The sequence below is a fragment of the Geitlerinema sp. CS-897 genome, from assembly GCF_028368005.1.
Lineage (GTDB): Bacteria > Cyanobacteriota > Cyanobacteriia > Cyanobacteriales > Geitlerinemataceae > Baaleninema > Baaleninema simplex.
Genome location: NZ_JAQNCQ010000175.1, coordinates 1 through 12,847 on the forward strand (window position 1 = coordinate 1; position 12,847 = coordinate 12,847).

The following is a 12,847-nucleotide window of genomic DNA, read 5'->3' on the forward strand; positions in this document are numbered from 1 at the left end:
CCGACTCAGAGGACTTATAGGTTGGGTTTCCCTTTCGCTGAGAGGTCGTGCCTCCAGGTGGTTCGGAATCTCGTTCCGCCCTTTGCCGTACCGCTCAGGATAGGGCAATTCTAACATAGGTTCGTTGGCAATTCGTCGCCCACCTGTTCCTATGTGGTTGAATGCGGGCTAATTTTGTTCAATACCGCAACGATTGTACTGGGTTGTCGCCACGAGAAGAGACATCCTCCCGGTCGGACGACAAACTGACAAATGTGAGGGAGAACTCAGCACGCGACAGGAACCCCCCAAGAATAAGCTCAACTGTCCTTCGGTGGATATTGCTGCAACGCCTCCCGCAAATATTGCCCCGTATGGGATTCCTTCACCTCCGCCACCGCTTCCGGCGTCCCACAGGCGACGATTTCACCGCCCCGTTCTCCACCTTCGGGGCCTAAATCCACCACCCAATCGGCGCAGCGAATCACATCTAAATTGTGTTCGATGACCAAAATTGAGTTTCCCTTATCCACCAAACGCTGCATCACGTTCAATAACTGGTGAACGTCGTAAAACGATAATCCCGTCGTCGGTTCGTCAATTAAATACAACGTTTTCCCCGTGGCGCGACGGGATAACTCCGACGCTAACTTCACCCGCTGCGCCTCGCCTCCCGAAAGCGTGGGGGCGGGTTGTCCGAGGTGGATATATCCCAATCCGACGTCTAACAGAGTTTGCAGGCGACTGGCGGCGCGGGGGATGTTCTCGAAAACGCCCAAGGCTTCCTCGACGGTCATGTTCAGCACGTCGGAAATCGAATGACCTTTATATTTGACCTGCAAGGTTTCTCGGTTGTATCGCGCCCCCTTACAGACATCGCACTGAACGTAAACGTCGGGGAGAAAGTTCATCGAAATCACGTTGACCCCTTGTCCGCCGCAGGCTTCGCAGCGTCCCCCTTTGACGTTGAAGGAAAACCGCCCCGGTTTGTAGCCTCTGGCTTTGGCTTCCACGGTTTCGGCGAAGACTTGGCGGATGCTGTCGAAAATTCCGGTGTAGGTGGCGGGGTTGGAACGAGGCGTGCGTCCGATGGGGGATTGGTCGATGACGATGACTTTATCGACGACTTCTTTGAGGGGTTTCTTTTTCCCGGCTTTGACGTTCAGTTCTCCGAGACCTGTGGGTAGGGGAACGCGGCGCGTAATATGGTGTTGCAGAGCTGGATAAAACAGTTCGTTGACGAGGGTAGATTTCCCCGATCCTGACACCCCGGTCACGCACACCAGTTTTCCGAGGGGAATTTCGACGTCGATATGCTTGAGGTTGTTGCGGTGGGCGTTTTTGAGAACGATCGCCCGTCCGTTTCCGGGGCGGCGTTCGGCGGGTGTTTCGATAACGCGGCGACGGCCGAGATAGGCCCCGGTCATGGAGTTTTCTGCTTTGAGGAGATCGTTTAAATCCCCCTGGGCGACGATTTCGCCGCCGTGAACTCCCGCCCCCGGTCCGATATCGATAATGCGATCGGCGCTGCGGATGGTTTCTTCGTCGTGTTCGACGACAATGAGGGTATTTCCTAAATCTCGGAGTTTGGTGAGGGTTCGCAGCAGGCGACCGTTATCTCGCTGGTGGAGTCCGATGCTGGGTTCGTCGAGGACGTAGAGAACGCCAGTTAATCCCGAACCGATTTGGGTGGCGAGGCGGATGCGTTGGGCTTCTCCACCGGAGAGGCTGGTGGCCGATCGATCCAACGTTAGGTATTCTAAGCCCACGTCGATGAGAAACTGGAGGCGGGCGCGAATTTCCCGTAACACCAATTCGGCGATTTTCGCCTGACGATCGCTCAACTCCAGTTGTCCGACTCGTTCTAAGCTGGTTTCGATCGAAATCCCGGTTAAATCGGTAATGTTGTACTGTCCGACGCGCACCGCCAGAGATTCGGGTTTGAGACGTTTTCCGCCGCAGCGATCGCAGACTTTATCGACGAGATACTGTTCGAGTTTGTCCTTAATTGGGTCGGAAGAGGTTTCTTCGTACTGGCGTTGTAAGATCGCTAGCACGCCCGAAAAATGACGGTAGTAGCCGCGATTTTCCTGATAGCGCGAATCGGTTTCGACCCAAATGGGATCGGGTGCGCCGTAGAGAATAACTTTTTGTTGTTCCGGCTTTAGCTGGTTCCAAGGGGTGTTTAGCTCGAAGCCAAAGGCTTGTCCGACGCTGTAGAGTAGCGAGAGGTAATACGTGTTGTCTTTTTCCGACCAGGGAGCGATCGCACTGTAAACCGGGGCTTCGAGATCGGGAACCACCAGTTCCGCCGAAAACATTCGCGAACTTCCCAAGCCGTGACAGGCCGGACAAGCCCCGTAAGGGGAGTTGAAGGAAAACAGACGCGGCGAGAGTTCTTCCATCACCGCCCCGTGTTCGGGACAGGCGAAGTTTTCAGAAAAGACGATTTCCTGGGGACGGTCTTCGTTGGGGAGTTGCGCCGAGATCGCGGCGACGCCGTTGGCTTGTTGGAGTGCGGTGGAGAGGGAGTCGGCGAGGCGTTCTTGAATTCCCTCTTTTTTGACGAGGCGATCGACGACAATTTCGATATCGTGGCTGTAGTTTTTATCGAGTTCGATTCCGTCGCTGAGATCGCGGATCTCGCCATCGACGCGCACGCGCACGAAGCCCTGGGAGGTTAAACTCGAAAGGAGCTTTTTGTGAGTTCCTTTTTTCCCCCGGACGACGGGGGCGAGAATTTGGAACTTGGTGCGATCGGGGAGTTCGAGAACGCGATCGCACATCCAGTCTATGGTTTGGGGCGCGATCGAGCGATCGCAGTGAGGACAGTGGGGTTCTCCGGCGCGTCCGAAGAGTAAGCGCAGGTAGTCGTAAATTTCCGTCACCGTTCCCACGGTCGATCGCGGGTTGTGAGAGGTGGACTTTTGGTCGATGGAAATGGCCGGACTCAAGCCTTCGATGGATTCGACGTCCGGTTTGTCGAGTTGGCCGAGGAACTGACGGGCGTAGGCGCTGAGGGATTCGACATAACGGCGCTGTCCCTCGGCGAAAATGGTATCGAAGGCGAGGGAGGATTTCCCCGATCCCGAAACTCCGGTAAAAACGATCAGGCGATCGCGCGGGAGGTCGAGATCGATGTTTTTGAGGTTGTGTTGGCGCGCTCCCCGAATGCGAATCGCGTTTTGTAAACTCGGAGAGAGACCGTTTTGAGAAATGTTGCTGAGGGGTTCGGGAGTCTTCGCGCGTCGTGCCATATCGACCTTCGATACAATCGTTTACATTTTACGATAACGGTTTCCCCGATGGGCGACCCCGCGATCGCTGTCTTCTCTAATTATTGAATTTGAATTGAATTTGATGAATATCGAGCAATATTACGATACTTGGGCCTCAACCTACGATACCGTAGAAAACCGAACGCGAGATCTCGATGCGATCGCCGTGCGATCGACCTTTGCCAACGCCCGTTTTTCAACGATTCTCGAAGCCGGTTGCGGAACCGGAAAAAATACAAGTTTTTGGCTCGAAATTTGCGATCGCGCGATCGCCTTAGATTTTTCTTCCGAAATGCTGGCAGAAGCCCAGAAAAAACTCAACTCTCCCAACCTTGAATTTCAGGTTGCCGATATTTCTAGACCCTGGGAAATTGGCGATCGCACCGTCGATCTCGTGACTTTCAATCTCGTTCTCGAGCATATTCAGGACTTAAAACCTATCTTTCGAGAAACGTCACGAGTCCTCAAGCCATCGGGGAAACTCTTCGTTTGCGAACTGCACCCAACTCGGCAATATTTAGGCGGTCGCGCGGAGATAAAAACAACATCGAACACCCTCCAAATCCCCAGTTACGTCCACCCTATTTCTGATTTTATCGAAAGTGCAGAAGAGTGTGGATTTTCTCTCGAGCGTCTCAAAGAATGGTGGAGCGATCGCGATCGAAACAAGCCGCCTCGGTTACTATCTCTGCTCTGGACTAAATCTTGAAATGACTTGCAAAAATTGGTTCGATTCTCTAGATTAGAACTCAAATTTCAGATCGGTTTAACCGTTGCGATCGCGCTCTAGTCCCGTCCGAACTCGGCTTTAAAATTTAATACATAAAAATGATTTTTTGTCAAGACCTTATCGAGCGGCATCCTCAACTGTGGCACGATGCCACGCACCATCCGTTTCTCGATGCCTGCCAATCGGGGACGATCGGCCTAGCACAGTTCGACACCTGGCTCGTCCAAGACTATCAATTTGTCGTCGAGTTTACCCGCTTTCTCGCCAACGTTCTCACCGGCGCCCCCGTCGAACACTTCGATGTTTTGCTGGGGGGATTAGTGGCGATAAAAGACGAATTGAACTGGTTTCGCGAGAAAGCCCGCGAACGGGGGTTGACCCTGCAAACCGACAAACACCCCACCGGCGAAGCGTATACTCAGTATTTAGCCAGTTGGGAAGTCAAACCGTACCCCGTCCGAGCCACTGCGTTGTGGGCGATCGAGCTGGCCTACAATCAAGGATGGCAGCTTCCGGGTAAAATGGCCGCGCCTTACGACGAATTCGCCGATCGCTGGGGAAATCCAGAGTTTACAGAATACGTCAAACATCTAGAACGCCAAGCAGACGAAAGCCTGCAAGCGGCCTCCGAACCGGTACAGCAACAAGCCGAAGCGGTGTTTCGAGAGGTGGCGCGGTTGGAACGGGAGTTTTGGCAGATGGCGTTTGCGAGTCCGTCGGAAAATTTCGCGTAAATTAGAAAAAAATTACGTTTCCGGCTCGTGCGTCGGGACAGCGAACGGTACAGAGTAGAAGAACGGTCGTTCTCTGTATGTAACGACGCAGATGGAAGGTGTGGTTGTGGTAGTGAGGTTGTTGGTTGGGTTCGTGGGGATCGTATGGGGATGGATTGCGATCGCCGGGCTGTCTGACGTATCCGCCCAACCCGTCCCCCCGATCGCCCCCGATCTCCCACCCCTTCCAGATCGGTTTCCTGCCACTGACGATATTTTAGACCTGCCAAATCTCCCGTCGCCCGAAGTTTCCGATCCGTCTCAACTGACGTCGGACGAGGCGATCGCCGTTCGAGAAATTCGCGTGTTGGGAAATACGGTGTTTTCCGAAGAAGACCTCGCGCCAATTCTCTCGTCCTATTTAGGTCGGCGCGTATCCTTCGAGGAACTCATCGCCCTGAGAACGGCGATTACCGATTTGTACGTCCGTCACGGTTACACCACCTCGGGGGCGTTCGTTCCGCCGCAGGATGTCACCGAGGGAATCGTCCGAGTGCAGGCGGTCGAAGGTCGATTAGAGGCGATCGAAATTGAGGGATTAGAGCGAATTTCCGATCGCTACGTGAGAAATCGCATTCGCCGCGCCAGCCAGCCGCCGTTGAATCTATCTCAGTTAGAAGCGGCGTTACAACTGCTGCAACAAGATCCCGCCATCGACACCGTTCGGGCCGAACTCACCGCCGGAAGTGCGCCGGGTTTGAGTCGGTTGCGGTTGACCCTCGAAGAAGCCTTTCCCCTCAACGGGACGCTGTGGGTGGAAAACCGGGATTCTCCCAGTGTGGGATCGATTCGCGGTTCGGTGAGTTTACAAGGAAACAGTTTGTTGGGAGTCGGCGATCGCCTCTCGGGAGAGTTGGGAATTACCGAAGGGGTGACCGAGGGATTCGTGGAGTTCGCAATTCCCGTCAACGCCCAGAATACGGAACTGCGAGCGTTTTACCGACGGGTGGGAAGTCGCGTCGTCGAAGACCCTTTCGATCGCTTGGATATTCGATCGACTGAGGAAGAGTTTCGGTTGGGAGTGATGCAGCCGTTGATAGAAACGCCTAATCGGGAGTTCGCGGTGGGGGCGTCTTTGGGATTGCAGCGATCGCGAACGTTTATTTTCGACGACGAACCGTTTTCGTTTTCTGAGGGGCCTGAAGAGGGGCGATCGAACGTGACGGCGTTGCGGTTGACTCAGGAGTGGACGAGTCGATCGCGGTATGAAGTTTTGGCGGCGCGATCGCAGCTGACGTTTGGGTTAGATTTGTTCGACGCCACCTCCAACGATGACGCCCCCGACGGTGCGTTTTTCGCCTGGTTGGGACAGTTTCAGTGGGTGCGATCGCTCGGTGGCGATACGTTATTGATTACTCGCCTGGCCACGCAACTGTCAACGGACGAATTACTTCCCATCGAGCAGTTTAGCATCGGCGGCCCGACGACGGTTCGCGGTTATTTGCAAAATCAGCGAGTCGGTGACAGCGGCGTGGTGGGTTCGGTGGAGTTGCGGGTTCCAGTTCTCCGCGATCCTGGAGGGTGGGGAACGATTCAACTGACGCCATTTGTGGATGTGGGAACGGTGTGGAATTTAGGGAGCGATCGCGACGTTCCGAGTCCGAGTACGCTTGTGGGAACGGGGATCGGGTTACGGTGGGAGTTATCGCAGGAGTTATCCGCGACAGTGACTTGGGGAATTCCGCTCGTTGAAGTGAGCGATCGGGGCGATTCGTTGCAAGCCGACGGAATTTACTTTTTCATTCGCTACAATCCGTTTTGAAACGGAATCTGTTTTCGAGTGGCTGGGTTTGAAAAATTTTTCACCACAGAGACACAGAGGACACAGAGTTTTTTTGCAATGGGGATGAGAAACCGTTGTTCTCAAGCAGGATTGAATATGAGAGGGTTTTGAGATCGAATCGGGGTGCATCTCAATGGATGTAAAAATATGAGTTTGAGGTAGGTTGGGTTTCGCTCTCGCTCCACCCAACAACAGCTCAATTCAGTGCAGAGACTCCGATCTGATAAATTTACATTTTTGAAACGCACCCTTGAATCTTGAATTTTTCTCCCGTTCGTCAAGTTATTTCATTTTTGAATCGGCGCTTCATAAAAACAAGGCAGGAGAAACGTTAAATCGCTTGCCTAATGCCTTGGCTTGAGCTTTGCTAATGCTTCGTTTGCGGTTGAAGACTTCCGACGCAATTCCTTTCGAGACAAAGACATCGAGCAAGTCTTTTTGTTTTAGGTCGTTAGCGCGAACCAGTTCCTCTAAAATATCGTGAGGATCGGCGATATCTTCGACCGGACAAATTCGTTTTTCGTAATCTTCCACTAAAATCGATAACAGTTCTAGCATCGACGCTTCGGCTTCTGTGATTTGCGCTTCGTCGATGTCCATTAGTCGATCGATCTCCGTCAAAAACCGTTCTTTTTCAGCGTCAGTTTGAATGGGTTTCGGCTCTATTTTTGTGAGTAGATTTCGATACAGCGTTGCATTCATGGCTTTAACACTCTCGTCTTGGTATACCGAGAAACAGATTAAATCTGCTTCTCGGTCGTTTTTTATTCGTTTATGTTTTCCACTTTTCTTTGTCGTATTCTTTATGAGTTAATATGCTTGCTATTCTTACGATTTTACGTTTGTAATTTATTTTGGCTATAAGTCTGTAATGATTTCCTTTTATATTAAAAACTGTATATCCTTCCACATAATCTACCGAACGGTTATAAGTTTGTTTGATTTCTGACAAATGTTTCCATCGTGCTTTCTCTGTAATTTTTTTCCAGGTATTGAGTGCTATTTTTGCATCAGGATACTGTTGAGAGAATTTCTGGATTACTGCCATATTTAAAATTCTCATAGGTGATTTTATGAGTGAAGCTTGTTCTCAAAATGAGAACAAGCTCTAATTTAGCCTGTAGATTGGCTCGTGTCAAGGGGATTGGCGAAATTAGGGGTTCGATCGAGCGAATTTCAATACATAGCTGAGCGACTTTGTCAAGATAAAACTGCAAAAACATCGCGAGTACGTTAAAATGAATAGCCGAAACTGTAACCTGTGTAACAAATCAGCTCGCTCCGCAGTACGCGAACCTAACGGAATTGAGATCGATGCGAAAACACATCATTGGCGTCATGGGGCCCGGAGACGGCGCAACCGAGAGCGATCGCGCCCAAGCCAGAGAACTCGGAAAAGCGATCGCCTCTCGAGGGTGGGTACTGCTGACAGGCGGGCGCAACATCGGCGTGATGGAAGCCGTCAACCAAGGCGCAAAAGAAGCCGGAGGACTGACGATCGGCATTCTCCCCGACAGCGACGCCAGCCGCCTGTCCGACTGTATCGATTTACCCATTTTTACCGACCTCGGCAACGCCAGAAACAACATCAACGTCTTATCCAGCGATGTCGTCGTCGCCTGCGGAATGGGACTCGGCACCGCCTCAGAAGTTGCCTTAGCCTTAAAAAACGGAAAATCCGTCGTCTTGCTAAACGTCGATTTAATTACGCAAGATTTCTTTCAAAAATTCGCCATCAATATCGCCGTTGCCCAAACCGCAGCCGAGGCGATCGAAATCGTAGAAGCCCTCATCGAACCCCAGTAACCGTCAATTCCTGACAAGACGCTCTAGCGGTCTCCAGACTCGATCGGCTAAACTAAACGGGTAAAATTCCCGTGTCAGCACCTCTTGGGGTCTCGCTTGACTCGCTGCAAAATCTTTCCCAACTCAACCGTTGTGTCGTCCCAGTCGTGACCTAGGAAAAGCCACCATGTCCAACGCACCAACGTCCTCCAACACAACGGCCAAGCAGAAACCCCAGAAACGGCGGAGTCTACCCGAACTGCTCGAAATGGTTTCGATCGCGGGTTCCGGCGTTGGTATCGGCGTCGCCTTCCTCACCCAACAAGTATTGCACGCTGCCGTCCCCATGACGATCGCCATGTCTCTCGGCGTCATCAACCGCCAGCGATTTCAGAAGCAGATGCAGCAGGAGTACGTCACCTCGATGACACAACTCCATCAAAACCTCAAAACCTTTCCCAATCCCGTTAATCTCGATCCCGTATTGCAGAAAGTGGTGAGTCTCGAACAGGCGAACCAGGCGATAAACCGACAACTCGAACACCTGCAACGGGAACTTCGACATCAAGCCAAGCCGCAACAAATGGCAGAGATGCGACAGGCGATCGCCAACCTGAAAACCGATCTCGATCGAATGCAAGCCTTCGCCAACCAGCAACGAGAACGCGAACGCCAAGTCAACCAGCAAATCGCCCAACTCCACAACTGGTTCGAGCAGCTACCCCAGCCGCAAAAAGCCACCGAATACAAACGAGTCGAAAACGCGATCGCCCTTCTCCATCGCGAACTCGCCGTCATCAAAGGTCGCCTCGCCCCCCTCGAAGCCAGCGACTTATCCGGCGTCCAAGCCAACATCACCCAACTGCAAGGCTACTTACAACAAGTCTCTGACGGCATAAAACCCCTCAAACGCAGACAGCGGGACATGGTGAAACGGCTGTTTCCCCGTACGATCGAACTGCTTAACGAACTGCGTAAAGCCGAAGGAACGCCCCAAGACGTTAAAAAAGCGGTCGTTCACCGTCCGCCACCGCCGACTGTCAGCCACACCATGCGCCAACCCAACCCCCAAACGCCCCAGCAGGGGAACGGTTGGCAAGCCTACACCCAAGCCGAGATGCTACGCCAACGCCGCGATCGACACAACGCACAACAGCAACGTCAAGGCGATTCGAGTCTGTGATGAGGGGATGAGGGGATGATGGAGAAAACACTGTTCCCCGTTCCCTATCAACTATTCCTGCAAGTACTGTGAGATAATAGCCGATCGCCACCGGAAGTTTAATGGGGTGAGGGTATGGCACCAATCGTCCAAAAATACGGGGGAACCTCTGTCGGATCGATCGAACGACTGCAAGCGGTTGCCCAGCGTGTCGCAAACACCGCCAAAAACGGACAGCCTGTCGTGGTGGTGGTGTCGGCGATGGGAAAAACGACAGATAGTCTCGTGCAGATGGCGGGCGAAATTTCGTCGAATCCATCTCGCCGGGAAATGGATATGCTGCTCTCAACGGGGGAACAGGTTTCCATCGCCCTGTTGAGTATGGCATTACAAGAACGGGGCGTTCCCGCCATTTCCATGACCGGGGCGCAAGTGGGAATCGTCACCGAAGCCGCCCATAGTCGCGCCCGCATTCTGCAAATTCAAACCGATCGCCTCGAACGTCACCTCAACGCCGGTAAAGTCGTCGTCGTCGCCGGATTCCAGGGAATCGCCCTCGGAGAAGAATTAGAAATTACCACCCTGGGGCGGGGCGGTTCCGATACCTCCGCCGTGGCGTTAGCCGCCGCCCTCAACGCCGATCGCTGCGAAATCTATACCGACGTTCCCGGTATCCTCACCACCGATCCACGTTTGGTTCCTGACGCCCAACTCATGGACGAAATCACCTGCGACGAAATGCTGGAGTTGGCCAGTTTGGGGGCGAAAGTCCTGCATCCTCGGGCGGTGGAAATCGCCCGCAACTACGGCGTTACGTTAGTAGTGCGATCGAGTTGGACCGACGATCCCGGTACTCGCGTCATCGCCCCGGAACGCACCCCGCGCAAGTTGGAAGGCTTGGAACTGGTGCATCCAGTCGATGCAGTGGAATTCGACGCAGATCAGGCGAAAGTGGCGCTGTTGCGGGTGTGCGATCGCCCCGGTATCGCCGCCACGCTCTTCGGTGAAATCGGGCGTCAAAGCGTCGATGTCGATTTAATCGTCCAGTCGATTCACGAAGGAAACACCAACGACATCGCCTTCACCGTCACCAAAAACATACTCGATCGCGCCGAATCCGTCGCGGCGGCGATCGTTCCCGCCCTGTCTCCGCAAAGCGAGAACAACCAAACCGACGTTATCGTCGATCGCGACATCGCCAAAGTCAGTATCGTTGGCGCAGGAATGATCGGACGTCCCGGCGTGGCGGCGGAAATGTTCAGTACCCTCGGAAAAGCCGGGGTCAACATTCAAATGATTTCCACCTCGGAAGTCAAAGTCAGTTGCGTGATTGACGCATCAGACGGCGATCGCGCCATTGCAGCCCTGTGCGAGACCTTTGACGTTCACATCTCCACCGTGCGCGAACGGGAAATCGCCGACGCCGACGCCGTGAAACCGCCCGTAGTGCGGGGTGTGGCGCTCGATCGCGGACAAGCTCGTCTAGCCATTTTACAAGTTCCCGATCTGGCCGGACGCGCCGCGCGAATTTTCCAATTCCTCGCCGAACACGGAATCAGCATCGATACCATTATCCAATCCCAACGCTGTCGCATCCTCAACAACATCCCTACCCGCGACATCGCCTTTACCATCGCCCAAACCGACGCGGAAGTGGCGCGAGAACTCCTGACGCCCTTGTTGGAAGAAATGGGATGCGGTGAGTTAGTCGTTGACGAATCCATTTCTAAGGTGAGTATTGTCGGTTCGGGAATGATCGGACAACCGGGAGTCGCGGCGAAAATGTTCGCCGCCCTCGCCAAAGAAAACATCAACATCCAAACCATCGCCACCTCAGAAATCAAAATTAGCTGTGTCGTTCCTGAAGATGACGGCGTGAAAGCCTTACAAGCGGTTCACGCGGCGTTTGGGTTGTCGAAGGGGTGATGGGATGAGGTGATGATGAGATGATGAGATGACGGGATGATGCGTTATGCGGAAATACGATCTGACAACGGACGAGATGTTCTGGACGCGTAACGCATCCTTGTCTGTTGGCGGTGTACGTTGGCGGTGCGTGACAATGTATTGGTCTCACAATTTACACCCTATTTTTCAAGTCACGCACCCTACCAAAGATTGGGAATGATGACTGATACAAAATCTCTGGCGGGATTTCTCAACCTGGACAAACCTCAAGGTTGGACATCTCACGATTGCGTCGCCAAGGTGCGGCGATTGTTGAAATTAAAAAAAGTCGGTCATGGAGGAACCCTCGATCCGATGGCGACGGGGGTTTTACCCATCGCCGTGGGAAAAGCGACGCGGTTGATTCAATATCTCCCGCCGGGAAAGGCTTATAACGCCACGGTGCGGTTTGGGGTGCGAACCACGACTGACGATCTCGAGGGGGAGACGATTTCAGTTAAGCCGAATTCGGGGGTGACGTTGGAATCTGTGCGTCAGGCGATTCCGCAATTTATCGGATCGATCGCCCAAATTCCACCGAAATACAGCGCCATTCAAGTGGACGGAAAACGGCTGTACGATTTAGCCAGGGCGGGAGAAGACGTTGAGGTTCCCTCGCGACAGGTGGAAATTTCCAGCATTGACATTCTCGATTGGCGCAACGGTGAATTTCCAGAAGTGGATTTAGCGATCGCCTGTGGCGGCGGAACTTACATTCGCGCGATCGCCCGTGATTTGGGAGAAGTCCTCGGAAGCGGCGCAACGTTGGCGCAACTGCTTCGCACCCACAGCAGCGGCTTTTCGATTGCGGAGAGTTGGACGATCGATCGCCTCGCCGAAACCGTCGAAAATAACGAATTACAACTGCTTCCCCCGGAATCGGCGTTGAAACACCTCCCGTCTCTGTCGCTTCCCGAAACGTTGGCGCAACGGTGGCGTCAAGGACAACGGTTGCAACTCGACGACGCCCAACAGGAAAGTGAATTCGTCGCAGTTGTTGACGAAATGGGAACCTTCCTCGGCGTGGGAACTTGGAAACCGAACCAAGCTCTCCCGGTTCTCGCCCCGAAAATGGTATTCGATCGGTAATATTCCTAGAAACTGGATTTCTGCGTAATTTCGAGTGTGTTAGGTTTGCAGTAGAGCTTATCGTCTTTCTGTCCGCGATCGATGACTTCCCAAAACTCTCCCGAGGAATCCCGCGATTTCAAACCGAACCGAGAAAAAGAAGACGAACAGTTTCAAACCGACATTTTCCGGGGTCGAAAATTCGGGTGCATCTCAGTTTTGCAAAAATATTGCTAAAACAGAGTGCCATTTAAGTAAGCACAGCGTAAAGAAAGAATCTTAGAAACATTCTCTACTTTCCATTGCGCTCCCGATATTTTGACTCGCATTCCGATTTGCTTA

General features: G+C 53.0%; 11 protein-coding genes. 8 read left to right on the plus strand and 3 right to left on the minus strand.

The window, feature by feature from the left end; all coding sequences use genetic code 11:
• Nucleotides 1-299 precede the first annotated feature (299 nt).
• On the minus strand, nt 300-3,236 hold the full coding sequence (uvrA, locus tag POG22_RS10840; protein WP_498905217.1) for an excinuclease ABC subunit UvrA: 2,937 nt from the start codon (nt 3,234-3,236) through the stop codon (nt 300-302).
• Nucleotides 3,237-3,339: 103 nt separating this feature from the next.
• Here uvrA and POG22_RS10845 point away from each other — a divergent pair, with 103 nt between their 5' ends.
• From POG22_RS10845 to POG22_RS10855, 3 genes are all read left to right on the plus strand, one after another.
• Nucleotides 3,340-3,966: a class I SAM-dependent methyltransferase gene (locus POG22_RS10845; protein WP_498905219.1), complete on the plus strand. Its 627-nt coding sequence runs from the start codon at nt 3,340-3,342 to the stop codon at nt 3,964-3,966.
• Between the two features lie 119 nt (nt 3,967-4,085).
• On the plus strand, nt 4,086-4,721 hold the full coding sequence (locus POG22_RS10850; RefSeq protein WP_498905221.1) for a TenA family protein: 636 nt from the start codon (nt 4,086-4,088) through the stop codon (nt 4,719-4,721).
• 91 nt (nt 4,722-4,812) lie between these two features.
• A complete protein-coding gene (locus POG22_RS10855; protein WP_498905223.1) occupies nt 4,813-6,522 on the plus strand; it encodes a ShlB/FhaC/HecB family hemolysin secretion/activation protein in 1,710 nt (569 codons plus the stop codon).
• A gap of 327 nt (nt 6,523-6,849) precedes the next feature.
• Here POG22_RS10855 and POG22_RS10860 read toward each other — a convergent pair whose 3' ends face one another.
• Together POG22_RS10860 and POG22_RS10865 are read right to left on the minus strand one after the other, a co-directional pair.
• The gene (locus POG22_RS10860; protein WP_063714962.1) at nt 6,850-7,245 is read right to left on the minus strand and encodes a helix-turn-helix domain-containing protein; all 396 of its coding nucleotides are present in this window, start codon (nt 7,243-7,245) and stop codon (nt 6,850-6,852) included.
• A 70-nt stretch (nt 7,246-7,315) separates the two neighbouring features.
• A complete protein-coding gene (locus POG22_RS10865) occupies nt 7,316-7,591 on the minus strand; it encodes a type II toxin-antitoxin system HigB family toxin (RefSeq protein ID WP_223307327.1) in 276 nt (91 codons plus the stop codon).
• Nucleotides 7,592-7,857: 266 nt separating this feature from the next.
• On the opposite strand from POG22_RS10865, the gene POG22_RS10870 reads away from it, so the two are divergent.
• From POG22_RS10870 to POG22_RS10890, 5 genes are all read left to right on the plus strand, one after another.
• Nucleotides 7,858-8,349, plus strand: a complete 492-nt coding sequence (locus tag POG22_RS10870) for an SLOG cluster 4 domain-containing protein (RefSeq protein WP_063714961.1) — start codon at nt 7,858-7,860, stop codon at nt 8,347-8,349.
• A gap of 166 nt (nt 8,350-8,515) precedes the next feature.
• A complete protein-coding gene (locus POG22_RS10875) occupies nt 8,516-9,511 on the plus strand; it encodes a hypothetical protein (RefSeq protein WP_063714960.1) in 996 nt (331 codons plus the stop codon).
• A 114-nt stretch (nt 9,512-9,625) separates the two neighbouring features.
• On the plus strand, nt 9,626-11,416 hold the full coding sequence (locus POG22_RS10880) for an aspartate kinase (protein ID WP_498905225.1): 1,791 nt from the start codon (nt 9,626-9,628) through the stop codon (nt 11,414-11,416).
• A gap of 219 nt (nt 11,417-11,635) precedes the next feature.
• Entirely contained in the window at nt 11,636-12,526 is an 891-nt protein-coding gene (gene truB, locus POG22_RS10885) for a tRNA pseudouridine(55) synthase TruB (RefSeq protein ID WP_498905227.1), read from the plus strand.
• Between the two features lie 81 nt (nt 12,527-12,607).
• Nucleotides 12,608-12,742 (plus strand): hypothetical protein, encoded by a 135-nt coding sequence (locus tag POG22_RS10890; protein ID WP_498905226.1) that lies wholly within the window; start codon nt 12,608-12,610, stop codon nt 12,740-12,742.
• Nucleotides 12,743-12,847: the final 105 nt, after the last annotated feature.